This window comes from Saccharomonospora glauca K62 (assembly GCF_000243395.2).
GTDB lineage: Bacteria > Actinomycetota > Actinomycetes > Mycobacteriales > Pseudonocardiaceae > Saccharomonospora > Saccharomonospora glauca.
The window spans coordinates 3,290,893-3,316,471 of the sequence record NZ_CM001484.1; the positions used below are offsets into that span (position 1 = coordinate 3,290,893).

The window sequence follows — 25,579 nt, forward strand, 5'->3', positions numbered from 1 at the left end:
ACCGACCGCGGGAAAGATCAACGAGCAACGGGCGGTCTCACGTAACCGGTGGCCACGGCACCGATCAGCAACGCCGCCCCGCACCACCCGACGAGCCCGAGGTCGTCGCCGAGGAAAAGCGCCGCCAGCACCGCCGCCGTGAGCGGCTCCAGCAGCGCGGACAACGCCGCCACGACCGGACGTGATGCCGCAAGCCCGCGGAAGTACGCGCCGTAGGCCAACGCCGTGGGCACCGCGCCCAGGTACACCGCCACGACGAGCACGTCGATCCGCGGCGGCCACAGCGGGTCACCCGACGACACGGATGACAACGCGAGAAGCGGGAGCAGCAGCACCGCCCCCACCAGACAACCGAACGCCGTGGTGGACAGCGGGTCCAGCCCCTCGACGGGGTCACGCGTGACGAGGGTCAGGGCCGCGAAGCCCGCCCCGGAGACCAGCGCGCACGCGAGTCCGAGACCGAGCTTCCCTCCTGCGGGCACGTCACCGGGCGACCAGGTGAGCAGCACGAGGCCCAACACGGCGAACACGACGGACGTCACGGTCACCACATCGGGCACTCGCCGTTCCAGCACGCTGCTCGCGAGGGCCACGAACACCGGAACGCTGCCGATCGTGGTCATCGTGGCGACACTCACCGAGGTCAACGCCACCGCGGCGAAGTAGCACGCCTGGTAGAGGGCCAGCAGGACACCGGCCACGAGCAGGCGTCGCACCACGACACCCGTGCGGGACAGGGACCGTAGCCCGCCCGTACCACCCAGCAGAAGCACGGCGAAGACACCGCCGAGTGCCAACCGGCACACGGCGACGGCGACGGCGGACAGCCCGGCCCGTTCCGACAGGACGGCTCCGGCGAGGCCACCGGTACCCCACAGAACCCCGGCGATGATCAAACTGACGGAAGCCGCGCGCGACGACGCGGCACTGATCGTGGACATGGGAAAACGCGCTCCAACGTCAGAGGGTCGAAAGGCCACCGACGAACGACGCGGGGCGCGACGAGACGGACCGGCACCGGAAGGTGGGGAAAGCCCCTATCGGAACGGACGGCCGGTCGTGGTGATCACCCCGCGTCAGGAGCGTGGGGGTGACAGCGGTGAGAACTCGCGACGCACGGCGGAATCGTATCCGGCCCCTCACCCGCCACGACAGTGGAATCACGCGTGGTTTCGATCATAAGAACGCCGGGAACATAATGCGGGTGCCGGACCGCCGTGATCGCCTCACGCCGCCACTGCCAATCGCGGCCCTGGTGACGTTGCCGGGGCTCTACATCGGAGGCGCCGACTACCTGGGGCTGCCGCACCCCCAGCTCGCCGCGCCGTTCGCCGCGCTCGTGTACGGCATCGCGATCATCGGCGCCGCGTTCATCCTGTCGTGGGCGGCGGAGGCGGCCCAGGTCGACATCAACGGAGGGCTCGCGCTGGCGTTGCTGGCCTTCCTCGCCGTGCTGCCCGAGTACGCGGTCGACTTCGTCTTCACCGTCAACGCGGGCTCGATCAACGCCGAGCACGGGCACTGCATGGCGGGCCCCGACGGGTCGAATCCCTGTTCGCTGGCGCTCGCCAACATGACCGGGGCCAACCGGATCCTCGTCGGTGTCGGATGGCCGCTCGTGGTGCTCGTGGCCACGCTGGCGGTGGTGCGGGCACGCCGCAACGGCGGCGCCCACAGCGCGTCCGCGCACAAGGGCTGGGTCAAGCTCCCCCACCGTATGTCGGTGGAGATCTTCTTCCTCGGCGCGGCCACGGTGTACTCGCTGCATCTGCCGCTGCGAGACTCGCTGACGCTCGTGGACGCGGCGGTGCTCGTGTCCCTGTTCGTGGCCTACGCGTGGCGGCTGGCGAAGGCACCGGTGGAGGAGCCCGAACTCACGGGCACGTCGGCGTGGGTCGGAAACCGCCCCAAGGCGGCTCGCCGCTGGTTGTACGGCGCTATGTTCGGTCTGGCGGCGATCGTCATCCTCGCGACGGCCGAGCACTTCGCGCACAACCTCGTGGAGACGGGCTCCGAGCTGGGCATCGACCAATTCCTGCTCGTGCAGTGGGTGGCACCACTGGCGAGCGAGTCGCCGGAACTGATCGTCGCGTGCCTGTTCGCGTGGAAGCTGCACGCCAGCTCGGCGCTCGGCACGCTGATCTCCAGCAAGGTGAACCAATGGACCCTGCTGGTGGGCACGATCCCGATCGTGTTCGCCATCTCCAGCGGCTCGTTCGACGGACTGCCGATCGACCTGCATCAGCGGTTCGAGTTGCTGATCACCGCCGCGCAGTCGTTCTTCGCCGTGGCGATCCTGGTGTCGCTGACCATGACGGCACGGTGGGCCGCCACGTTGTTGACGTTGTTCCTGATCCAGTTCGTCACCAGCATCGTGCTGCCGGAGGAACTCGACCGAGTCGTGATCGCCGTGCTCAGCGGCGTCTACGTCGTCCTGGGTCTGGTGCTGCTGGGGTACCGGTTCACCGACACCCGGCGCGTCACGCGCGACGGCCTGGCCACGCCGTTCGACGTCCTCCAACGTGCCGATGAGCAGGAGGCCGTCCGACTCAGGCGGGACTGAGCCGGACGGCCTTCCGCACCACGTCAGGCGGAGAGCAGCTCCTTGAGCGTGTCGAGCCCCATGCCGCCCATGCGCAGCGCCCTGGTGTGGAACGCCTTGAGGTCGAACGCCTCACCCTCGCGGCGACGGGCCTCCTCCCGCGCCTCCAACCACAGCCGCTCGCCCAGCTTGTAGGCGGTGGCCTGGCCCGGCCAGCCGAGGTAGCGGTCGATCTCGTCGCGCACGTGGTCGGCGTCGGTGATGGTGCGGGTGAGCATGAACTCCAACCCGAGCTCGGGCGTCCACCGCTCGCCCTCGTGGAAGCCGGTGCCCTTCGGGATCTCCAGCTCCAGGTGCATACCGGTGTCCACGATGACGCGTGCCGCGCGGAAGAGATGCGCGTCGAGCATGCCCAGCAGGTTGCCGTCGTCGGACAGGAATCCGAGGTCCCGCATCAGGCGCTCCGCGTACAGCGCCCAGCCCTCGGCGTGCCCGGAGGTCATGGCGATCATGCGCTGGAAGCGGTTGAGGGAACGCTCGTGGGCCTGCGTCGCGATCTGCAGGTGGTGCCCCGGAACACCCTCGTGGTAGACGGTGGTCACCTCGCGCCAGGTGGAGAACTCCTCCCTGTCGGCGGGCACCGACCACCACATGCGGCCGGGCCGGGTGAAGTCCTCGTCCGGACCCGTGTAGTAGGCGCCCACCGGACCGCCGGGCGGCGCGATGCGGCACTCCAGGTTCATGATCGGATCCGGGATCTCGAAGTGGACGTCGCGCAGCGCGCGCAGCGCGTCGTCGGACAGCCGCTGCATCCACGCCTCGAACTCGGCCTGCCCACGCACGCGGTACCGCGGATCGGCGTCCAGCGTCGCGGCGGCCTCGGCCAGCGTCGCACCCGACTTGATGCGCTCGGCGACCTCGGCGGCCTCACGCTCGACGCGAGCGAACTCCTCCCAGCCCCACTCGTACGACTCCCTCGGGTCGAGGTCGGCCCCGAGGAAGTACCGCGAGTGCACTCGGTAGACCTCCTCGCCGACGGCGTCCTTGGTCGGCGCCTCGGGAGCCAGCTCCGCGCGCAGGAATCCGGCCAGCTCGGCGTACGCCTCCTGCGCCTCGCGCGCGGCCTTGCCGAGTTCCCGTTGCAGGCTCTCCGGCACCCCCTCGGCCTTGCTCACGAGCGTCTCGAAGAACCCCGTGCCGCCGGACAGGCCCGCCCAGACGTCGGCCTGCTCCGCCACCTTGGTCACCTGACGCAGCGCCGGCGCCCTCCCGGCCTCGGAGGCCGCGAGCAGGGAAGCGCGGACCCCGTCGAGTGCCTCGGGCACCCGCGCCATGCGCGCGGCGATGGTCTCCCAGTGCTCGGTGGTCTCCGTGGGCATCAGGTCGAACACCATGCGCAGGTCCTGCGGCGGAGACGCGATGACGTTGAGCGACGCGACGTCGAGCCCGGCCTCGTGAAGGGCCAGTTCGTTGCCGACCCGTTCGGTGAACACGGCCTTCGCGACCCGCTCGCCGTCGTTCGTGGGCTCCGCGGCCTCCATGTCGTGGAGGGCCTTGCGCAGGATCGCTGCTCGCGCGGCGTGCCCCTCGGGGGAGTAGTCGGTGACCTGGTCACCGTGGTCACCGACGCCGAGGCTCACCGCCAGATCCGGGTCAGCGGCGGCGTAGTCGTCGACGAACTGGTCGGAGATCTCGTGGACGTTCATGCCAGCACGCTACCCGTTGGCGGACGCGGGCGGACACCGGTTTCCTCCCGCCTGGGACCATGAGAGCATGCACCACTTCGACGCCGACCTGCCGTCCGAGATCGACCGCGTACTAAGGGATTTTCTGCGCCGCGCGGGCGAACCGATCCGCCGCACCGAGCCGACGTTCGGGCCGGCGGTGGACACCCTGAGCGACTTCGTGCTCGGAGGCGGCAAGAGGCTACGACCGACGTTCGCCTGGTGGGGTTGGCGCGGAGCGGGCGGCGATCCGGGTTCCGCCGAGGCGGAGGGCGTGCTGCGCGCCGTGGCGAGCCTGGAGCTCATCCAGGCCTGCGCGCTCATCCACGACGACGTCATCGACTCCTCCGACTCCCGCCGCGGCTCTCCCACGGTGCACGTGGCGTTCGCGACGCGCCACGCACGGGAACAATGGCTGGGTTCGGCCGAGTCGTTCGGGCGAGCCGCCGCCGTCCTCATCGGAGACCTCGCTCTGGCGTGGGCCGACGACATGTTCTCCGAGTGCGGCCTCCCCGCCTCGATGCTGGCTCCCGCCCGCCCGGCGTGGCGTGCCATGCGCACGGAGGTGCTCGCCGGGCAGTACCTCGACGTCCACACGCAGGCCACCGGAGACTCGTCCGCGGAGGCGGCGTTGCGCGTCGACCGGCTCAAGACCGCGGCCTACACCGTCCAACGTCCCCTGCACCTGGGCGCGGCGCTGGCCGGCGCGGAGCAGCCCCTCATCGACGCGCTGATGGAGTTCGGTGGCGATCTCGGCGTCGCCTTCCAGTTGAGGGACGACCTGCTCGGCGTGTTCGGAGATCCGTCCGTAACGGGTAAACCCGCGGGGGACGACCTGCGCGAGGGCAAGCGGACCCTGCTGCTGGCGCTCGGCCTGTCCTACGCCGAGCAACAGGGTCGTGACGGCGAGCGCAAGGTGATCGCCGACGCGGTGGGCGATTCCCGGCTGACCGACGCCGAGGTGGACGACGTGCGGCAGGCACTCGTTGACGTCGGGGCGGTGGCCGAGGTCGAACGCCGGATCGAGGAGATGACCGGCAACGCGCTGGCCTCACTGAAGCGGGCGGCGCTCGCCGAACCGGCCGCGCAGCGGCTCACAGAACTCGCGGACAGGGCGACCCGAAGGACGTTCTGACGCGTCGTCGGCCCGCCGGCGCGTCCCGACCGAAAGGGAGCGCGGGGTGGAGACCGAGGCCGCGACGACCGACAACGAGACGACCGCCGACGTCGTGGTGGTGGGCGCGGGGCTGGCGGGGCTGTCCGCCACGCTGCACCTGCTGGGCGCTGGGCGCGGGGTCACGGTGCTCGAACGGGCACCGGAGCCGGGTGGCCGGGTGGCCGACCGGGTGTTCGACGGCTATCGCATCGACACGGGCGCGAGCGTGTTCACGATGCCCGAGTTGCTCGACGAGGCGTTCGCCGCCGTCGGGACGAGGACCGACGAATGGCTGACCCTGGTCCGGCTGGACCCGGCCTACCACGCGCGCTTCGCCGACGGCAGCACTTTCGTGGTGCACACCGATCCGGAGGCGATGGAGGAGGAGATCCGTGCCGTCGCGGGCCCGGCGGACGCCACCGGCTACCGCAGGCTCCGACGCTGGCTGACGGAGTTGTACACCACCCAGCGTGACCGGTTCATCGGGGCGAACTTCGACTCCGTGCTGGATCTCGCCACACCGGAACTCGCGCGGCTGATCGCACTGGGTGGTTTCGGCAGGCTCGGGGCCAAGGTCGCGCGGTTCGTGAGCGACGAACGCCTCCGGCGGCTGTTCACGTTCCAGTCGCTCTACGCGGGACTGGACCCCATGCGAGCGCTGGCCGCCTACGGCGTGATCGCCTACATGGACACGGTCGCGGGCGTCCACTACCCGAAGGGCGGCATGGGCCAGGTGGCGAGGGCGATGACGGCGGCCGCCCGCGCGGCGGGCGCGACCGTGCGGTTGGGCACGTCGGTGGAGTCCCTCGAAAGGGCGGCCGACGGCACTGTCCGTGCGGTCCACACCGGTACCGGGGAGCGAATTCGCTGCGAGGCCGTGGTGCTCGCGACCGAACTCGGCACCGCGTACGCGCTGCTGGGCCGTACGCCTCGCAGACCGGTCCGGCTGCGGTACTCGCCATCGGCGGTGGTCCTCTACGGACACACCGAGCGTGCGGGCCTCGAACTGGGCCACCACACGCTGTTCTTCGGCGAGGCGTGGCACGACACGTTCTCCGAGATCGTCCGCGAGGGCAGGCTGATGAGCGATCCCTCCCTGCTCGTCACCCGTCCCACCGCCACCGACCCCACCCTGGCTCCGCCCGGCGAGGACGTGATCACGGTGCTCGCCCCCGCTCCCAACCTGCACACCTCGCGAGTGGACTGGCCGAGGATCACCGACGCCTACCGGGACGAGCTGCTCCACACGCTCGACAAACGAGGACTCCACGGCATCGCGGAGAGCCTCGTCGTGGAACACGTCGCCACCCCCCACACCTGGGCCAGTGAGGGGCTCGGGGCGGGGACGCCGTTCTCGTTGGCGCACACGCTCACCCAGACCGGCCCGTTCCGTCCGGCCAACCGCGTACGCGGGGCCGCCAACGTCGTCCTCGCGGGCTGTGGAACGACACCGGGCGTGGGTATACCACCGGTGCTCGTCTCGGGGCGACTCGCCGCCGAGCGACTCACGTCCCCCGACTCCGTTCGACGTTAGGGTTCGAAAGTATGACGACTCGGCAAGACCGGCCCATCCGTATCGGGTTGCAGCTTCAGCCCCAGCACGCCGACTACGACGCCATCCGCCGCACCGCCGCGGAGGCCGAGGAACTCGGCGTGGACGTGCTCTTCAACTGGGACCACTTCTACCCGCTGAGCGGTGACCCGGAGGGCAAGCACTTCGAGTGCTGGACCATGCTGGGAGCGTGGGCGGAGGCCACCTCCCGCGTGGAGATCGGCGCACTCGTCACGTGCAACAGCTACCGGAACCCGGAGCTGCTCGCCGACATGGCCCGCACCGTGGACCACATCAGCGGGGGCCGACTCATCCTCGGCATCGGCGCCGGTTGGTTCCAGAAGGACTACGACGAGTACGGCTACGAGTTCGGCACGGCGGGCAGCCGACTCGCCGACCTCGCGGACGCCCTGCCGCGTATCGAGAAGCGGCTCACCAAGCTGAACCCGCCGCCCACCCGCAAGATCCCGGTGCTGATCGGTGGTGGTGGGGAGAAGAAGACACTGCGGTTGGTGGCCCGGCACGCCGACATCTGGCACGGTTTCGGCGACGTCGACGTGGCCGCCCGCAAGATCGAGATCCTCGACCGGCACTGCGCCGACGTCGGACGCGACCCGGCGGAGATCGAGCGGTCCGTGGGGGTGTCCGGCTCCCCGGCCGAGACCGGCGACCAGCTCGCGGAACTCGGCATCACGCTGTTCACGGTGGGCGTGAGCGGACCCGACTACGACCTCGGACCGCTTCGGGAATGGCTCGCGTGGCGGGACCGCCGTAACGGCTGATCGGTGATTTTCTGACGAAGATCTTCCCGCGCGGTAACCAAGGCGAGACACTGACGAAATGCTCGCTGTGTGGGACTGCACGCCCGCGCACGCGCGACCGGTGCGCGGGCGTGACCGGGAACTCGCCGCGTTGACCGGACTGCTCACGGCTGCCGGCCGAGGGGACGGCGGCGGAGTGGTCATCGTCGGAGCACCGGGAACGGGGAAGACGACCCTCCTCGACGAACTCGTCCGCCGAGCCGACGATTTCCGCGTGCTCCGAGCCGAGGGAAGCGTGCCGGAGAGCGAGGTCCGCTTCGCGGGTGCCGAACAGCTCCTGCGTCCCCTCGACGGCCTGATCGGGCGGCTCGCGGACGATCGTGCCCATGCCCTGCGCCCGGTGTGGGGCCTTCCCGCCGAGGCGGACCACGACGAACCACTGGCCGTTCCGGCCGCGGTGTCGGCGCTGCTCGACGTCGCCGCCCGCGAACGGCCCACACTGTGCTGCGTCGACTCGGCGCATCTGCTCGACGAGGACTCCCTGGCGGTCCTGACCTTCGCCGCCCGCCGCGTCCGCCACACCCGACTGGCGTTCGTGTTCACCATCGACCACACCGCCGCGTCGGACCCCGACCACGACTCGACGGTGTGGGCGGGACTGCCCCGCCTCCATCTCGACGGGTTGTCCGACGAAGCCGCCCACGACCTGCTGCGCGACCGGCTCGGCGCCTCCCTGCCCCGCGATCTCGCGGACACGATGGTCGACATTGGACACGGCAACCCACTGGCCCTCGTCGAACTCGCCGAGAGCCTGTCCGTCGACCACCTCTGCGGCCGCGCCGCTCCCCCGTCGTCGCCTCCCCCACGGGGCACGCTGTGCCGTGCCGTGGCGCGGAGTGTGTTCGCCCTGTCCGTACCCGCGCGGTCCGTGGTGGCACTGGCCTGCGTGGCCGAGGAACTCGACGGCCCCCTCGCTCGCCGGGCGGCCGCCCGAATCGGCGAGACCGCGCTGTCCGAGGCCGTACGGTCCGGGCTGGTGGCCGGTCCCGACACGATCCGCCTGGCGGCGGACGTCGTGCCCTCGGCCGTGCTCGCCGTGCTCCCACCGCGGGAGATCGAGGCCGCGCACCACCGACTCGCGGAGGCCGCCGAGGAGCTGGGGGAACCCGATCGGGCGGTGTGGCACCGGGCCGCGACCGCCACCGCCCCCGCGCCCGAGATCGTCGAACAACTCGACCGACTCGCCCAGCGCGCCCGCACCGAGGCCGCGCACGGCACGGCCGCCGCCGCGAGCGAGCGGGCGGCGGAGCTGTCACCCGACGCCACCCAGCGCGCTCATCGACTCGTGGCGGCGGCCACGGACCACTGGGCGTCCGGCCGACCGCAACGCGCGCGGACGGCACTGCGGCTCGCCGCCCCACTGGCCACCGGCGACCTCGACATCCGGATCAGCAGACTCGCCGGGGAGATCGAGCTGCGCCGGGGCGACCCGTCGGTGGCGGCGGCCGAACTCATCACCACGGCGCGCCGCCTGGCACCCACTCACCGGGACTTGGCGGCCACCACGCTGCTGCTCGCCGGGGAGGCGAGTTTCGTCGCGGGCGACAACGCGCGCTACTGCCTCACCGCGCGGGACGCCGCGGCGCTGTGCGAGCCCCGCGAGTGGCCGATGACCCTGGTCATCCGTGAACATTTCACCGCGATGTCGGCCACCTTCCGCGGGCGGCACAGCGACGCGGCCGCGCCGTTGCGGCGGCTCGTCCGGCTGGGGGAGTCGATTCCCGACCCCACCGCGAAGACGCTGGCGAGCCAGGCGGCGTTCACGCTCGGCGACGCCGAACGGTCCCGCGACCTGGCGCTGCAGGCCGTCATCTGTTCCCGCGCCCGTGGCGACGAGTCCAACGTGCCGTGGGCCCTGGTGTACGCGGCGATGTCGGCCCTGCTGTCGGGACAACTGGCCGCGGCGACCACCACGGCACTGGAGGGGCTTTCGGTGGCGCGGGCGCTGGGTCAGTCGAATTCGGCGGTCGACCACGTCACGGTGCTCGCCATGCTGGCCGCCTTGCAGGGCGACCGGGACACGGCACGGGCCCGACTCGACGCCGCGAACTCTGAGCTCGCCGAACGCGGCCTCGGCAGACCGAGCGCGCTCGCCACCTGGGCGGCGGCCTGCGTCGATCTCGCGCACGACCGCCCCGCCGAGGCCTTCGACCGGTTCCGTCGCATGTCGGTGGGACGCTCCCGACACTGCGTCCCGCTGAAGGTCATGGCGGTACCGCACTTCGTCGAGGCCGCGGTGCGGTGCGGTGAACGCGACATCGCCAGGCGAGCCCTCACGACGTTCGAGCACTGGGCCGACACCACGGGAGGCCCCGCCCGCGTCGCGTTGGCCCACCGATGTCACGCGCTGCTGGCCGAGGACGCCGGGGAGGCGAGAGCGCACTTCACCGAGGCCATCCGGCTGCACCGCGAGGCCGACGCGCCGTACGACCTCGCGGTCACGGAACTGCTGTACGCCTCCTGGTTGCGTCGTTGCCGACGGCCGGGAGAGGCCAGGGACGTGTTGCGGGAAGCCGTCCACCTGTTCGACGAGATCGGCGCGACCCACTGGGTGCAGCGGGCCTCGGGCGAGCTGCGAGCCTGCGGCCACCGGGCCCCGCGCGGGCCGAGACGGGGACAGACGCTGAGCCCGCAGCAGGAACGGATCGCCCGGTTGGTGGCCGAGGGCGCGACGAACAAGGAGATCGCCGCGCAGCTGTTCATCAGCCATCGCACCGTGGACCACCACCTGCGCAACATCTTCGCGAAACTCGACGTCCGATCCAGGGTCGAACTCGCCGCGCTGTACCGGTAATCGCACCTACCCGCCGGTAGTAACTGGTGGTTTCGCCGATGCCACCGCGCCCGACGCGCCTCCAGAATGATCACGGTTCGTCATCGCGCGAACGCCGGCGGCCAACGACGGCTGCCGTGATTGTTCTCGACGCAAAGGAGCGACGCAGTGCGAATCCGGAGCAAGTCGGTCACTCGCCCCAAAGGCCGAGTGACGCGGACGATCGGCGTACTGACCGCGGCTCTCGCCCTGGCGAGTGGTCTGGCGGGTACCGGCGTGGCGGGCGCGGAGGTCACCACCGCGCAGGAGAACCCCTACGAGCGTGGCCCCGACCCGACGGAGGACAGCATCGAGGCCATCCGCGGGCCCTTCCAGGTGGCCACGGAGCGGGTGTCGTCCTTCGCCAGCGGTTTCGGTGGCGGCACGATCTACTATCCCACCGACACCAGCGAGGGCACCTTCGGAGCCGTCGCCGTCGCCCCCGGCTTCACCGCCGACCAGGGCAGCATGGCGTGGTACGGCGAGCGGGTCGCCTCACAGGGCTTCATCGTGTTCACCATCGACACCAACACCCGGCTCGACCAGCCGGCGCAGCGTGGTCGCCAGCTCCTGGCCGCTCTGGACTACCTCGTCGAGCGCAGTGACAGCGCGGTCCGTGAGCGACTCGACCCCAACCGGCTCGCGGTGATGGGCCACTCGATGGGTGGCGGTGGCTCGTTGGAGGCGGCGGTGAGCAGGCCGTCCCTGAAGGCCGCCATCCCGCTGACCCCGTGGAACCTCGACAAGACGTGGACCACCGTCAGCGTGCCGACCTTCATCATCGGCGCCGAGTACGACACCATCGCCCCGGTGGCCACCCACTCCAAACTGTTCTACGCGAGCCTGCCGTCCTCGCTGGAGAAGGCCTACATGGAACTCGACGGCGCCACGCACTTCGCGCCGAACATCCCGAACACCACGATCGCGAAGTACGTGATCTCGTGGCTCAAGCGGTTCGTCGACGAGGACACCCGCTACAGCCAGTTCCTGTGCCCGAACCCGAGCGACCGCACCATCGAGGAGTACCGGTCGACCTGCCCGTACTGATCCGGCACGACTACCGGACGGCGTCCGCCGACCGGGTGCGGTGCGCGGCCACGCGTTCGCGGGTCGCGCACCGCGGCGTGCAGTACCGGCGTGGACTACCACCGCCGACATGCACGAACGGACGACCACAGGACGGCGAGGCGCACAACCCTCCGGGGGGGGGGGACGCTGGCGGTCGGCCAGGAGCGTGGCCAGCGCCAGGCAGGAGGACGCCACGAACCAGTCGGCCCACGGCGCGTCGTCGTGGGCGTCGACGTGCAGGTGCCACGGGTACCGCCCGCCGTGGGTGGTCAGCCGGGGCGGGTGCGCGTAGCGCTCGAGAAGGTCGTTGAGCCCATGGGCCGCTTCCTCGACCGTGCCGGCGGCGAAGACCTCCCGCAGCCGCTCGGCCCCCTCCCGCATCCGGCGGACGCCCTCCTCCAGCCGAGTGGTTCTCGCTCACCGTGCACGAGCAGGACGCGGGCGCTGCTCGTCCTGGTGGCCGCCGCCGTCGCCGGACTCGGTGAGGGGCCCCAACTGACGGGACTGTTCACGGTGCGCAACCGGGAGGCTCCCGAACACCTGCGGGCCCAGGTGTTCACCACGGGAGCCAGCCTCAAGATCACCGGGTTCGCGCTGGGCACGGCGGCGGCCGGACCACTCGCCACGTGGTCGCTGTCCGGGTGCCTGGTCGCGGCGGCGGGCATCCGGGCGCTGGCCGCGCTCGCCTACCTCACGACCGGCAGGACCGGCAAGCTCCGGAGAAGTCTCAGAACGCCATCGCCTGCGCGCGCCGCTTGACCTCGGTGCCGTGGCTGGTCCGCAGCGCGTTGATGGGCGTCACTCCGGGAAGGGACTCGTCCTCCGAGTACAGCCACCGCAGCATCTCGGTGCGGGAGAACCCGGCGTCCGACAGCACGGTGATCGTGCCCGGCAGTCCCTTGATCACACCTTGGGGTCCGACGAAGTCGGCGGGGATCACGAGCTCGCCGTCCCTGCGAACGGCGATGAGGTGACCGTCCCGCAGCATCTGCCGAACCTTGTTCTCTGACTGACCGATCCTGGCCGCCACCTCGGCGACCGTCAACACGGAGACATCGGGGCCAAGCACATCGTCAGCGACTGGAATCGCACTCACGCTTCCTACCTTGCCATAATCGGAGCCTCCGAGAGCGGGCCTTTTCCCGCCCGTCCCCGACGGCCGCGCTCGTCGGCACCCGTTGTTCCGCCAACCGTAGGATCGACCGCTGTGACACGCACGGAAACCAGCCTCGCAGGCGCCCTCCTCGACCGGCGGTACCGCGTCGGGGACCTCATCGCCCGAGGCGGGATGTCGTCGGTGTACCGCGGGGTCGACACGCGGCTCGACCGTCCGGTCGCCATCAAGGTCATGGACCCGCGGCTGGCGGGCGACCGGTCGTTCGTCGACCGCTTCGAACGAGAGGCGCGCTCGGCGGCCCGACTACACCATCCGAACGTCGTCGCCGTCCACGACCAAGGGTTCGACACCTCAGCCGGCACCGACAACCCCCGCGCGTTCCTGGTGATGGAGTTGGTGGCCGGGGGCACGCTGCGCGACCTGCTGACCGAGCGGGGCCGCCTCGACGTCCCCCTGGCCCTGACGGTCGCCGAACAGGTCCTCTCCGCGCTGGCCGCCGCCCACGAGGCGGGCCTGGTACACCGCGACATCAAGCCGGAGAACGTGCTCATCGGCACGGGCGCGGGCGGCGAGGGCGTGGTGAAGGTCGCCGACTTCGGGCTGGTGCGCGCGGCGGCGAGTACGGGCACCACGAGCTCGAGCCTCATCCTGGGCACCGTCGCCTACCTCTCGCCCGAGCAGGTGGCCACGGGGGCGTCGAGTGCCCGTTCCGACGTGTACTCGACCGGCATCCTGCTGTACGAGATGCTCACCGGCGAGGTCCCCTATCGCGGCGACACGGCGTTGTCGGTGGCCTACCGGCACGTCAACGACGACGTCCCGGCCCCGAGCACGGTGGTCCCCGACCTTCCTCCCGCGCTCGACGAACTCGTGGTGCGGGCCACCCGCCGGGAGGAGACCACCCGCCCCACCGACGCGGGTACCTTCCTCGCCGAGCTCAAGGACGTTCGTGCGCGGCTCGGTCTGCAGCCGACGCCGGTTCCGACCGTGGCACCTCCTCGCGCCCCCGAGCCGGTACCGCCCGAGACCGATTCCGAACTCACCGTCCCGGCCCTGCCCTCCGTTCCCTCCGAGGCCGGCCCGCGCGGCACCCGGGCACTGCCACGAGGTACGCAGGCACTGCCACGACACGTCGCGGAACAGATCGAGCGGCCGACCACCGAGGAAGCCGGCCCGGCCTCCCCGGCCCGACGCCGCACGCCGCTTGCGGTGATCGCGCTCGTGGTGCTGCTCGTGCTCGGTGGGGTCGGCGCCGGGGTGTGGTGGTTCTCCAACGGCCGCTACGTCGACGTCCCCTCGGTCGCGGGAATGAGCCGTGAGGAAGCCGAGGCGGCACTACGGCAGGCGGAACTGACCCCCGTGTTCGCGGAGGAACGCCACAACACCACGCCGGCCGGCACGGTGATCCGCAGCGATCCGGAAAGCGGTGCCAGCGTGTTGCAGGGCGACGAGGTGACCGTCTTCGTCTCCCTGGGCAAACCCGTGGTACCCGACGTTCGGGCGGGCGCGTCGGTGGAGGAGGCCGAACGCGCCATCGAGGCCGTCCAACTGAAACCCCACGTCTCCCCCGAGACCGACGAATACAGCAACGAGGTCCCCGAGGGAGCCGTGATCACCCTCAAACCGCAACCCGGCAGCCAGGCCAATGTCGGGGACACGGTGACGATCGTGCGTTCGAAGGGACCGCCTCCCACACCGGTGCCCGACGTCACGGGGCAGTCGGTGGAGGAGGCGTTCCAGGCACTGCGCGACGCGGGCTTCGAACCCTACGAGGCGGGCAAGGAGTTCTCCGCCGACGTGCCCGCGGGACACGTCGTGCGCACCGAACCCGCCAGGGGCAGCACGGTCGAGCAGGGCAACCGGGTCGGAGTCTTCGTGTCCAACGCGGTGGAGGTGCCCTCCGTCATCGGTCGGCGTACCGAGAAGGCCGTGGAGATCCTGCGAGACGCGGGCCTGGAGGTCTCGGGCGCCGAGGTGCGCGGACCGATCAGCTTCGTGATCGAACAGAGTCCTCGCAGCGGCGAACTCGTCGAACCGGGCACGACAATCAACCTGACGGTGCTCCCCTGATAGCGCGGTCTGCGGCCCGTGTGGCTCGACGGGTGCGGTGACGTGACCGAAGATGGACGTGGTGCGGCCTATCTTCCGCACCTTCCGGCCGACGACGGCGACAGACCACGTCACCCACTTCCGAGAGAGGCGCCATGCCAGCCGACCGGCTCAGCGCTCTGGACACGGCGTTTCTCTGCATCGACCGGCCCACCGCGCCCATGCACATGGGCGCGGTGGGGGTGTTCTCGGCGTCGCGGCCCCACGACCACCGCGACGCCGAGCGGCTCGCCGCTCTCGTGGCCGAACGGGCGGAGAGGTCGCCCCGGTTACGACTGCGACTGCGGGAGGGCCGACCGTGGCTGCCCGACCGCTGGGAGCCCGATCCCCGGTTCGACGCCGCGGCCCACGTCGGCAGCCACCACGTAACGGAGGACGACGCCGACCCACTCGCCGCCCATGCGTCCCGGTGGTTCGAAACTCCGCTCGACCCCCGTGCCCCGCTGTGGAACGCCGAGGTGGTGACCGGACTTCCTCGGGGCCGGTTCGCGCTGCTGCTGAAGTTCCACCACGCCCTGTGCGACGGCGCGGGCGCGGCCGAACTCGCTCTCGGTCTGTTGGATGAAATCCCCTCCGCGCGGTCGGCGCCCGCCACGGCTGTCTCCGCCGACACCCCTGGGGACGAGGACACCGACGTGCTGAGCGCCCTGTGGCGTGACGCGCGGCGGACGGTCGGCGAGACCGTCGAGTCGCTGGGAATCGCCACGGCCATGTTGCGCGCGGCGAGGCCGTTCCCCTTGTCCCCCACGGCGATCGCCCGGTCGACGCACCGACGGCTCGGGTTCGTCCGCCTGGACACGAGCGACGTTCGCCGGGTCCGCAAGGCCTACGGCGGAACCCCCAACGACGTGATGCTCGCCGTGCTGGCCGGGGCGCTGCGCGAGTGGCTACGCGGCCGCAACGACGGAAACCGACTCCGTCCGCTCCGCGCGCTGGTGCCCGTGAGCACCCGGCGACGACGTGGCGACCTCGCGGGCGGCAACGCGCTGTCCGGTTACCTGTGCGACCTGCCCGTGGACGTCGACGATCCGCTCGACCGGCTCCGCGCGGTGACCGCCTCCATGAATCGCCACAAACGGGCGGGGCCGTGGCGCGGCGCGGGCGCGTTTCCCGTCCTCGCCGAACGACTGCCGAGCGTGGTCCACCGCCTGGCCACCCGCACCGTCTCCCACGCGGCCCCCGTGTTGTTCGACACCGTGATCACCACCGTGCCGCTGCCGGGACTACCGCTGTCGCTGGACGGCGCGCCCCTGCGCGAGACGTATCCCGTGGTGCCGCTCGCGCCGCACCAGGCCGTGGGGTTCGCGGTGTCGACCTACCGGGACGGCGTGCACGTCGGCCTCAACACCGGGGGTGACGCCGTCCACCAGGTCGGAGCCCTGGCCGACGCCGTCACCAAGTCGATGGCCACGCTGGCTCAGCACTGCCCCTGAGGAGGCTTTCAGCCCCGCAGCATCTCCGCGACGAGGAACGCCAGCTCCAGCGACTGCTGCGTGTTGAGCCTGGGGTCGCACGCCGTCTCGTAACGACCGGACAGGTCGAGATCGGAGATGTCCTGCGCCCCGCCGAGGCACTCCGTGACGTCCTCCCCGGTGAGCTCGACGTGGATGCCGCCCGGATAGGTCCCGAGCCTGCGGTGCACCTCGAAAAAGCCCTGCACCTCGTCCACGATGCGGTCGAAGTGCCGGGTCTTGTAGCCGTTGGACGACTCGTGCGTGTTGCCGTGCATCGGGTCGCACTGCCAGATGACCTTGTGGCCGGTGGCCTCGACCCTCTCCACGATCGCGGGCAGCACCTCGCGCACCTTGCCGTTGCCCATCCGGGAGATCAGCGTGAGCCTGCCGGGCTCGTTCCTCGGGTCGAGCCGCTCGACGTACTCGACGGCCTGCTCGGGAGTGGTGGTCGGCCCGATCTTGACCCCGATGGGGTTGGCCAGCAGCTCCGCGAAGGCGATGTGGGCGCCGTCGAGCTGGCGGGTACGCTCGCCGATCCACAAGAAGTGCGACGACAGGTTGTACAGCGACGGATTGTCCGAGGTCGGGTCGTCGAGCCTGAGCATGGCGCGCTCGTAGTCGAGCAGCAGCGCCTCGTGGCTGGCGAAGATCTCGGTGGAGTGCAGGGAGTTGTCGCTCACCCCGCAGGCCGCCATGAACCGCAGGCCACGGTCGATCTCGGAGGCCAACGCCTCGTAACGCTCCCCGGCGGGGGAGGTGCGCACGAAGTCCTTGTTCCAGGAGTGCACCTGGGCCAGGTCGGCCATCCCCGCCCCGGTCAACGCCCGCACGAGGTTCATCGCGGCCCCCGCGTTGGCGTAGGCGCGGATCATGCGGCCGGGGTCGGGCACCCGCAGTTCGGGGTCGGGTGCGAGCGAGTTGATGATGTCGCCCCGGTACACCGGCAGGCCGAGCGCGTCGGTGTTGTTGGACCGCGGCTTGGCGTACTGGCCCGCGATCCGCCCCACCTTCACCACCGGCAGGCTCGCACCGTAGGTGAGAACCACGGCCATCTGGAGGAGAGTTCGCAGGTTGGCCCGGATGTGGGGCTCGGTGTTGGACTCGAACGTCTCCGCGCAGTCACCGCCCTGCAGCAGGAACGCCTCACCTCGCGCGACCATGGCCAGGCGCTCCCGCAGGCGGTCCACCTCGGCCGGGACCGTGATCGGCGGCACACTCTCCAACACGGTCCGAACGCGCGAGACCACCTCCGGGTCGGGCCACTCGGGCTGCTGTGCGGCCGGGAGGGACAGCGCGTCGTCCAGGCGCTTACGCAGCTCGACGGGCAGCGGAGGCAGCGAGGGCAGGGCGTCGATGGGGACGTCAACAGTCCAATTCACGACCCCCAGCATACGAATCAACCACCGGGCGATGGCCCATGGGAGGTGAATTCATCGACTTTCCGCCCTCCCGGGGCCACCCCCTTCTCGATCACGGTGAGTGGTCATTTCCTCCCGCGTCGACTCACGCCGTTTGCGCGGCGTCGTAGAGCGCCTCGGCCTCCGACCCGAAATAGGGGCCGAACATGTAGCCCGGCAGGAACGTGTAGCCGAAGCTGTTCACCGACGCCTGCACTCCCGTACCCGTGGCCTCGTCGAAGTCCAGGAACCACGGACCACCGCTCGAACCACCCGTCATGTCGCAGCTCATCGCGTGGTCGTTGGTGAGCAGGAAGTCGGTGAACGTGGGGCCGCTGCAGTGGATCAGCGCACTGCCGTCGTAGGGATCGGCCGCGGGATAGCCGAACGTGTACATGTCCTGGTTGCGCGGCTGGTTGAACGCGATGCCCTGCGCGCCCACCACATCCTCCAGGAGAGCGCCGTCGAGCGTTTCCACCACGGCGGCGCCGATGTCGTAGTTCATGTCCTCGCTCTGTTCCCACTGCGGCGTCGTGAGGGTCAGGCGCGCGGCCCACTCACCGTGCGGCGCCTGCCCGTCGTCGTAGCCGGGGACGAAGATCCAGTTGGTGTGCCAGCTCCCCTGGTACTTCACGCAGTGCCCCGCCGTGATCACCACGCTCTTGTTCTCGCTGGTGACCACGTTGCCGCTGCACGAAGCCGGACTGCCGTCGAAGGTGAAGAACACCCGGCCCGCGGTGTCGACCACCTCGCCGCCCCCGCTCCACGGCTCCCCCGACGTCGGGAAGCTGCGAGGGCTCACGCCCGGCACGGTACGTGCCTCACCCCGTGCGACGTCCCCCAGCGATTCCCACACGGTGGACATGTCGACCGCAGCGAGATCGACGCGCTGTTCCAGCGGGACGGCCTCCCGCATTCGCTCCGGGGTCCAGTAGTCGAGAACCGTCTCCACCGACGCAGTGACCTCGTTGACGGCCACCCCCTCAAGTGAATTATTTTCCGAAATATTCTTCGCGCTCGCTGGAACGGATATCCCCAGAGCCACCACACCAGCAGCCACCAGGGGGAACGACCGCGATATCCCTCGCCTCATCTCGCTGCCTCCACACCGTCGGTGAATTACCAACCAGTGGTAGGAAACGATCCGAGATATCGCACAACTGTGGTACCGCCAGGAGAGGGACCCGGCGGTCCGACGGGTCAGACGGCCAACGGCAACGCCGTGGGGTGGACCGGAGCCGGCAGGTCGGACTCCCCCATCAGGTATTCGTCCACCGCCCTCGCGGCCGAACGCCCCTCCGCGATAGCCCACACCACCAGGGACGCGCCCCGATGAGCGTCACCGCACACGAACACACCGGGCGCCCGCGTCTGCCAGTCGGCGCCGCACGAGAGCGTGCCGCGTCCGTTCAACGACAGGCCCAACTCGTCCAGCAACGGCATGTGCTCCACGCCCTCGAAGCCGATGGCGAGCAACACCAGATCGGCCGGGATGCGCTCGACCTCGTCGTCAACCGGGACGACCTCGCGGTGTCCGGTCTCGGGGTCCTTGCGCACCTCCACCCGACGGAGTTCGAGCTCCCTCACGTGACCGTCGTCGTCCCCGACGAACCGCTGCACACCCACGGCGAAACGCCGCTGCCCCGCCTCCTCGTGAGCGGGATACGTGCGCAGAATGTAGGGCCACGTGGGCCACGGCGAACGGGAGTCGTCCCGAGTGGACGGTGGCTGGGGATAGCGGTCCAACTGCGTCACCGACAACGCGCCCTGGCGAATCGCCGTGCCGTAGCAGTCGGCCCCCGTGTCACCGCCCCCGATGATCACGACGTGCTTGCCCTCGGCGCTCACGGGAGTGGGACCGTCGCCCTCGCACTCGCGATTGGCGGGCACGAGGTGTTCCATCGCCAGGTGGATGCCCTTCAGCTCCCGCCCCGGCGTGGTGGTGTCGTCACGCCCCCGCAGCGCTCCCACCGCGAGCACCACGGCGTCGAAGCGCTCCCGCAGCTGCTCCACGGTGACATCGACACCGACCTCGCAGCTCGTGACGAAGCGAACCCCCTCCTCCCGCAGCTGCGCGAGCCTGCGGTCGAGCACCTTCTTCTCCATCTTGAACTCGGGGATTCCGTAACGAAGCAGTCCGCCCAACCGGTCGTCCCGCTCGAACACCGTCACCTCGTGACCGGCGCGGACGAGTTGCTGTGCTGCCGCCAACCCGGCGGGCCCCGAGCCCACCACCGCCACCGCCTTGCCCGTGGGCACCGCCGCGTGCTCCGCACGCAGGTACCCCTCTTCCCACGCGTGTTCGGCGATCGTCTCCTCGACGCGCTTGATGCTCACCGCTCCACCCGAGTCGGGGGAGATCGACAGCACACACGCCGCCTCGCACGGCGCCGGGCACAACTTGCCCGTGAACTCGGGGAAGTTGTTCGTGGCGTGCAGGCGGTCGACCGCGCGTTCCCAGTCGCCCTGCCGCACGAGGTCGTTCCACTCCGGAATCAGGTTGCCCAACGGGCACCCCGCGCTGCCCGAGTGACAGAACGGGATACCGCAGTCCATGCAGCGCGTCGCCTGGGTACGCACCCGGTGGTCGCGCTCCTCGGGGGCGAGCTCGACATAGACCTCCCGCCAGTCCCCGACTCGCTCCTCACGAGGACGCTTGGGCGGATCGACCCGCTCGTACCGCAGAAACCCCTTGGGATCAGCCACGCGCTGCCTCCTCTGTCTTGCGGGACACCCTCCCCAACTGCGGCCCATGCCGCAGCGGGGGCCCAACCCGGTCGGCACGCGCAGCTGCACCACCATTGTCAGCCACGCGCTGCCTCCATGATCGCTTCGTCGACGTCTCGCCCCTGCGCCTTCGCCGCCTCCATGGCCTCCAGGACACGGCGGTAGTCCGTGGGCATCACCTTCACGAACGTCGCGGACCGTCGTTTCCAGTCACCGAGCAGGGAAGCCGCGACCGGCGATCCGGTGAACCTGTGGTGTCGCTCCACGACGTCACGCAGCCAGGCGAGGTCCTCCTCGTCCGGTGTGTGCAGTTCGACCATCTCGGGGTTCACGTCCCGTTCGTCGAGCCGCAGCACGTACGCGATGCCGCCCGACATCCCGGCGGCCACGTTGCGACCCGTTCCGCCCAGGACGACGGCGTAGCCGCCCGTCATGTACTCGAACGCGTGATCACCCACGCCCTCGGCGACCAGCAGAGCGCCCGAGTTACGAACCCCGAACCGCTCCCCGACCTGGCCCCGCAGGAAGAGCTCGCCCGACGTGGCGCCGTAGGCGAGTGTGTTGCCCGCGATCACCTGGTCCTCGGCGGCGAACGGCGCCTCGGGGTCGGGACGCACGATGATGCGTCCGCCCGACAGACCCTTGCCGACGTAGTCGTTGGCGTCGCCCACCAGGTCGATCGTCACTCCCGGCGGCAGGAACGCCCCGAGTGACTGGCCCGCCGAACCGGTGAGTCGCACGTGGATGGTGTCATCCGGTAACCCCGCGCTGCCGTAGCGGCGGGTGACCTCCGACCCGAGCAGGGTTCCGACGGTACGGTTAACGTTGCGCACCGGGAGCTCCAGTCGCACCGGCCGTGCGTCCTCCAACGCCGCCTCCGCGAGCTGGACGAGCGTACGGTCGAGCGCTCGGTCGAGACCGTGGTCCTGCTCGCGCACCTTTCGACGCGCTCCGCCCCGCGAGGGCACCGCGAAGATCGGCGACAGGTCGAGCCCCTTCGCCTTCCAGTGCTCCACCGCCTCGTCGACGTCGAGCAGATCGGCCCGGCCGACGGCCTCGTCGAGCGAGCGGAAGCCGAGCCGCGCGAGGTACTCCCGTACCTCCTGCGCCACGAACCTGAAGAAGTTCACGATGTGCTCGGCCCGGCCGGTGAAGCGTTCGCGAAGGACGGGGTTCTGGGTCGCGACCCCCACCGGACACGTGTCCAGGTGACACACGCGCATCATCACGCATCCCGCCACCACCAGCGGCGCGGTGGCGAAGCCGTACTCCTCCGCGCCGAGCAACGCCGCGACGACGACGTCACGGCCGGTCTTGAAACCGCCGTCCACCTGCACGGTGATGCGGTCGCGCAGGCCGTTCAGCATCAGGGTCTGCTGGGTCTGCGCCAACCCGATCTCCCACGGCGTGCCCGCGTGCTTGAGGGAATTCATCGGCGAGGCGCCGGTGCCGCCGTCGTGCCCGGAGATGAGCACCACGTCCGCGTGCGCCTTGGCCACTCCCGCGGCCACCGTGCCGACTCCCAGCGAGCTCACCAGCTTGACGTGGATGCGCGCCCGCTCGTTGGCGTTTTTGAGGTCGTGGATGAGCTGGGCCAGGTCCTCGATCGAGTAGATGTCGTGGTGCGGCGGCGGGGAGATCAGCCCCACGCCCGGCGTCGAGTGCCGGGTCTTCGCGATCCACGGATACACCTTGTTCGGCGGCAATTGCCCGCCCTCGCCCGGCTTGGCGCCCTGCGCCATCTTGATCTGGATGTCGTCGGCGCTGACCAGGTACTCGCTGGTGACGCCGAACCGGCCGCTGGCCACCTGCTTCACGGCGCTGCGCCGCAACGGGTCGTGCAACCGGTCCGGCTCCTCCCCGCCCTCACCGGAGTTCGACCGACCGCCGATCGTGTTCATGGCGACGGCGAGCGTCTGGTGTGCCTCCAGCGAAAGCGAGCCGTACGACATGCCGCCGGTGTTGAAACGACGGCAGATCGACTCGACCGACTCGACCTCCTCGATCGACACGGGTTTCCGCACGCCTTCCCGAAGGGCGAACATCCCCCGGAGGACCCCGCCCTCGCGGTTCAGTCGGTTCACCTCGTCGACGTATCGGCGGTACACCTCCCGCCGTCGCGAGGCGCTCGCGTGCTGGAGCAGGAACACGGTCTCGGGGGTGAACAGGTGCAGTTCCCCCTCCCGGCGGTAGGCGTAGTCACCGCCCGGCTCCAGGCCGCGGTGGGCACGCTCGGCGGGATTCTCCGGGTACGCGCGGCGGTGCCGGATGGCCACCTCCTCGGCGAGCACGTCCAGCCCCACCCCACCGAGGGTGGACACGGTGCCGGTGAAGTACTCGTCGAGGATGTCCTGCGACAACCCCAGGGCTTCGAAGACCTGAGCTCCGGTGTAGGCGCCGACGGTCGAGATGCCCATCTTCGACATGATCTTCAAAACGCCCTTGTTCAGCGCCGTGATGTAGTTGCGCACGGCGGTGGGGGCGTCGACCCCGCTGACGGCTCCCTGCGCGACGAGGTCCTCGATCGACTCGAACGCCAGATACGGGTTGACCGCCGCGGCACCGTACCCGAGCAGCAGCGCGATGTGGTGTACCTCGCGCGCGTCGCCCGTCTCCACCACCAGCGCGACCCGCAGGCGCTCCTTGGTCCGAACGAGGTGGTGGTGCACCGCCGACACGAGCAACAGCGAGGGAATCGGTGCCATCCGGTGGTCGGAGTCGCGGTCGGAGAGCACGAGGATGTGGGCGCCGGCCTCCACGGCTCGCGACGCTTCCTTCCGCACCCGCTCGATCGCCTCGGCGAGCGCCTCCCCGCCACCGTCCACCTCGTACAGTCCTGAAAGGACAGTACAGGAGAATCCGGGCAGGTCGCCGTCAGCGTTGACGTGGACGAGCTTGGCGAGCTCGTCGTTGTCAATGACGGGCGAGTCGAGCTGGATCTGCCGACACGAGGCGGGTCCCGGCGCGAGCAGGTTCTGCTCCGGTCCCATCACCCTGCTTAAGGAGGTGACGAGTTCCTCGCGGATGGCGTCGAGCGGCGGGTTGGTGACCTGCGCGAACCCCTGCTTGAAGTACTCGTACAACAGCCGGGACCGCTTGGAGAGCACCGAGGGAGGCGTGTCCGACCCCATCGACCCCACGGGTTCGGCGCCCTTGAGCGCCATCGGCGTCAGCAGGACCTTCAGCTCCTCCTCGGTGTAGCCGAAGGCGAGTTGCCTCCGCAGGACGGAGGCATGGCTCTGGGGCACGTGCTGCCGCTCGGGGAGCTTGTCGAGGGACAGCAGTCCCGCGCGCAGCCACTCGTCGTAGGGAGCCTGCGCGGCGAGGTCGGCCTTGATCTCGTCGTCGTCGACGACCCTGCCCGCCTCGGTGTCCACGCAGAACATGCGGCCCGGCTTGAGCCTGCCCTTGGCGACGACCTCCCCCGCAGGCACGTCCAGCACGCCGCTCTCACTGGCGAACACGACGCGATCGTCCGCGGTACGCCACCAGCGGGCCGGCCGCAGTCCGTTGCGGTCGAGCACCGCGCCGACCAGCGACCCGTCGGTGAAGGTCACGCACGCGGGACCGTCCCACGGTTCCATGAGGCTCGCGTGGAACTGGTAGAACGCCCGGCGCGCGGGGTCCATGGTGCGGTGGTTCTCCCACGCCTCGGGGATCATCATGAGCACCGCGTGCGGCAGGCTCCGACCTCCGAGGTGCAGCAGTTCCAGTACCTCGTCGAACGACGCCGAGTCGGAGCCGTCCGGCGAGCACACGGGGAAGAGCCGACTGAGGTCTCCCGGAATGAGGTCGGAGTCCAACAACGCCTCGCGCGCCCGCATCCGGTTGCGGTTGCCCCGGATGGTGTTGATCTCGCCGTTGTGCGCGACGAACCGGAAAGGATGCGCCAGCGGCCACGACGGGAACGTGTTGGTGGAAAAGCGGCTGTGCACGAGCGCGATGGCGCTGGTCAACCGCTCGTCGCGCAAGTCGGGGAAGAACACCGGGAGCTGGGTCGGCGTGAGCATCCCCTTGTAGACCAGGGTCCGCGCCGACAACGACGGGAAGTACACCCCGCACTCGGCGGCGAGGGTCTCGTGTTCGGCGCGTTTGCGCAGGCAGAACGCGAGCCGATCGAGGTCCACACCTGCCCGACGGCCTCCGTCGGCGTTCGGTGCCTCCGCGACGAACAGCATGGCGAAGTGCGGCATCACCGACCGGGCGGTGGGGCCGACTTCGGCGGCGTCCGGAGCCGTGGGCACCTCTCGCCACCCGAGCACGACCAAGTTCTCCTCGGTCGCGATGCGTTCCACCGTTCTCACGGCCCGTGCCCGTGCCTCGGCCTCCGCGGGCAGGAACACCAGTCCCGCCGCGTAGCGGTGCCGCCCGTGTTCGTCGGGCTCGGGAAGCGCGAAATCCACCTCGGCGCGCAGGAAATCGTCCGGAAGTTGCACCAGAATGCCCGCCCCGTCGCCACTCGTGGGCTCCGCTCCCGCGGCACCACGATGGTCGAGATTCGTGAGCGCGGTCAAACCGTCCGTGACGATCCCATGCGAACGCACGCCCTTGACGTGGGCAATCATGGCCACACCGCATGCGTCCTTTTCCGCCGCAGGATCGTATACGCCCTGCTTCTCTGGGATCGCGGAGAAGATCAAAGGGACCTCCTGCGTCGTCATCGTGCTCTTCGTGCCGGGCACGGGACGACAATGGCCCGTCAATTAGCGCGACTTTAACACCTGAGAAATGCCCTGAAAACGGTTCGAATCAACCATCTTGCCCGGTGGCGTAACAATCTCGCAGCATTGCCGCACCGGTTTTGCCGGCTTTACGTCGGTGCCGTGTCGTGGTGTGTCGACTCGGTCACCGAGCCGACGTCCGGCCGTCGCCATGTGAGCCGAGGGGCCGGATCACCCGAGTGTACTCGACGCCCCGGCCTGGTACTGTCACTGCGACGTGAGCGGTAGCGAAGTCCGGTGAGAATCCGGCGCTGTGCCGCAACTGTGATGGCCCTCCGTCACGGCCGCCGTGCGAGCCGTGGAGTGCCCAGCCAGGTCGCCTCACCGTTCACGCGACGCCATTACCGCCTCCGGCGCAGAGGTGCGGCGTCCGCGACCG

At 70.1% G+C, this 25,579-nt stretch carries 17 protein-coding genes and 1 riboswitch; of the genes, 9 read left to right on the forward strand and 8 right to left on the reverse strand.

Features of this window, described 5'->3' with window-relative positions; translation table 11 throughout:
• Positions 1 to 17: 17 nt before the first annotated feature.
• Complete coding sequence (locus SACGLDRAFT_RS15340; RefSeq protein WP_005465747.1) at positions 18 to 941, reverse strand: DMT family transporter; 924 nt, start codon at positions 939 to 941, stop codon at positions 18 to 20.
• 257 nt (positions 942 to 1,198) lie between these two features.
• On the opposite strand from SACGLDRAFT_RS15340, the gene SACGLDRAFT_RS15345 reads away from it, so the two are divergent.
• Complete coding sequence (locus SACGLDRAFT_RS15345) at positions 1,199 to 2,563, forward strand: sodium/hydrogen exchanger (protein ID WP_005465749.1); 1,365 nt, start codon at positions 1,199 to 1,201, stop codon at positions 2,561 to 2,563.
• Between the two features lie 23 nt (positions 2,564 to 2,586).
• Here SACGLDRAFT_RS15345 and SACGLDRAFT_RS15350 read toward each other — a convergent pair whose 3' ends face one another.
• Positions 2,587 to 4,248, reverse strand: coding sequence for a DUF885 domain-containing protein (locus SACGLDRAFT_RS15350; RefSeq protein WP_005465751.1), 1,662 nt, complete (start codon positions 4,246 to 4,248; stop codon positions 2,587 to 2,589).
• A 67-nt stretch (positions 4,249 to 4,315) separates the two neighbouring features.
• Here SACGLDRAFT_RS15350 and SACGLDRAFT_RS15355 point away from each other — a divergent pair, with 67 nt between their 5' ends.
• The 5 genes from SACGLDRAFT_RS15355 to SACGLDRAFT_RS15375 all read left to right on the forward strand — a co-directional run bounded on the left by SACGLDRAFT_RS15355 (position 4,316) and on the right by SACGLDRAFT_RS15375 (position 11,654).
• Positions 4,316 to 5,401: a polyprenyl synthetase family protein gene (locus SACGLDRAFT_RS15355; protein WP_005465752.1), complete on the forward strand. Its 1,086-nt coding sequence runs from the start codon at positions 4,316 to 4,318 to the stop codon at positions 5,399 to 5,401.
• A gap of 46 nt (positions 5,402 to 5,447) precedes the next feature.
• Entirely contained in the window at positions 5,448 to 6,956 is a 1,509-nt protein-coding gene (gene crtI / locus SACGLDRAFT_RS15360) for a phytoene desaturase family protein (protein ID WP_005465753.1), read from the forward strand.
• A gap of 11 nt (positions 6,957 to 6,967) precedes the next feature.
• Positions 6,968 to 7,756 (forward strand): LLM class F420-dependent oxidoreductase, encoded by a 789-nt coding sequence (locus SACGLDRAFT_RS15365; RefSeq protein WP_005465754.1) that lies wholly within the window; start codon positions 6,968 to 6,970, stop codon positions 7,754 to 7,756.
• A 58-nt stretch (positions 7,757 to 7,814) separates the two neighbouring features.
• Positions 7,815 to 10,589 carry a helix-turn-helix transcriptional regulator gene (locus tag SACGLDRAFT_RS15370; protein WP_005465755.1) on the forward strand — a complete coding sequence of 925 codons (2,775 nt, stop codon included), beginning with the start codon at positions 7,815 to 7,817 and terminating at the stop codon, positions 10,587 to 10,589.
• Positions 10,590 to 10,736: 147 nt separating this feature from the next.
• Complete coding sequence (locus tag SACGLDRAFT_RS15375; protein WP_005465756.1) at positions 10,737 to 11,654, forward strand: alpha/beta hydrolase family protein; 918 nt, start codon at positions 10,737 to 10,739, stop codon at positions 11,652 to 11,654.
• A 10-nt stretch (positions 11,655 to 11,664) separates the two neighbouring features.
• Here SACGLDRAFT_RS15375 and SACGLDRAFT_RS22025 read toward each other — a convergent pair whose 3' ends face one another.
• On the reverse strand, positions 11,665 to 11,922 hold the full coding sequence (locus tag SACGLDRAFT_RS22025) for a CGNR zinc finger domain-containing protein (RefSeq protein WP_332306638.1): 258 nt from the start codon (positions 11,920 to 11,922) through the stop codon (positions 11,665 to 11,667).
• Between SACGLDRAFT_RS22025 and SACGLDRAFT_RS23020 the strand changes: the two genes are divergently transcribed.
• Entirely contained in the window at positions 11,898 to 12,434 is a 537-nt protein-coding gene (locus tag SACGLDRAFT_RS23020; RefSeq protein ID WP_040919147.1) for a hypothetical protein, read from the forward strand. The genes SACGLDRAFT_RS22025 and SACGLDRAFT_RS23020 overlap by 25 nt on opposite strands.
• Here the strand turns inward: SACGLDRAFT_RS23020 and SACGLDRAFT_RS15385 are convergent.
• Entirely contained in the window at positions 12,403 to 12,771 is a 369-nt protein-coding gene (locus tag SACGLDRAFT_RS15385) for an Rv2175c family DNA-binding protein (protein ID WP_005465757.1), read from the reverse strand. The two genes, SACGLDRAFT_RS23020 and SACGLDRAFT_RS15385, sit on opposite strands and share 32 nt — an antisense overlap.
• A gap of 111 nt (positions 12,772 to 12,882) precedes the next feature.
• On the opposite strand from SACGLDRAFT_RS15385, the gene pknB reads away from it, so the two are divergent.
• Positions 12,883 to 14,862, forward strand: coding sequence for a Stk1 family PASTA domain-containing Ser/Thr kinase (gene pknB / locus SACGLDRAFT_RS15390; RefSeq protein WP_005465759.1), 1,980 nt, complete (start codon positions 12,883 to 12,885; stop codon positions 14,860 to 14,862).
• A gap of 134 nt (positions 14,863 to 14,996) precedes the next feature.
• A complete protein-coding gene (locus SACGLDRAFT_RS15395; protein ID WP_005465760.1) occupies positions 14,997 to 16,334 on the forward strand; it encodes a wax ester/triacylglycerol synthase family O-acyltransferase in 1,338 nt (445 codons plus the stop codon).
• An 8-nt stretch (positions 16,335 to 16,342) separates the two neighbouring features.
• On the opposite strand, the gene SACGLDRAFT_RS15400 is transcribed toward SACGLDRAFT_RS15395, so the two are convergent.
• The 4 genes from SACGLDRAFT_RS15400 to gltB form a co-directional block, all read right to left on the reverse strand.
• Positions 16,343 to 17,746, reverse strand: coding sequence for a class II 3-deoxy-7-phosphoheptulonate synthase (locus SACGLDRAFT_RS15400; RefSeq protein WP_005465761.1), 1,404 nt, complete (start codon positions 17,744 to 17,746; stop codon positions 16,343 to 16,345).
• Between the two features lie 112 nt (positions 17,747 to 17,858).
• A complete protein-coding gene (locus SACGLDRAFT_RS15405) occupies positions 17,859 to 18,845 on the reverse strand; it encodes a trypsin-like serine peptidase (protein ID WP_005465762.1) in 987 nt (328 codons plus the stop codon).
• A 107-nt stretch (positions 18,846 to 18,952) separates the two neighbouring features.
• Positions 18,953 to 20,458 (reverse strand): glutamate synthase subunit beta, encoded by a 1,506-nt coding sequence (locus SACGLDRAFT_RS15410; RefSeq protein ID WP_005465763.1) that lies wholly within the window; start codon positions 20,456 to 20,458, stop codon positions 18,953 to 18,955.
• A gap of 98 nt (positions 20,459 to 20,556) precedes the next feature.
• The gene (gene gltB / locus SACGLDRAFT_RS15415; protein WP_005465764.1) at positions 20,557 to 25,119 is read right to left on the reverse strand and encodes a glutamate synthase large subunit; all 4,563 of its coding nucleotides are present in this window, start codon (positions 25,117 to 25,119) and stop codon (positions 20,557 to 20,559) included.
• Positions 25,120 to 25,382: 263 nt separating this feature from the next.
• Positions 25,383 to 25,525: riboswitch (cobalamin riboswitch) on the forward strand.
• The last annotated feature ends 54 nt before the right edge of the window (positions 25,526 to 25,579 follow it).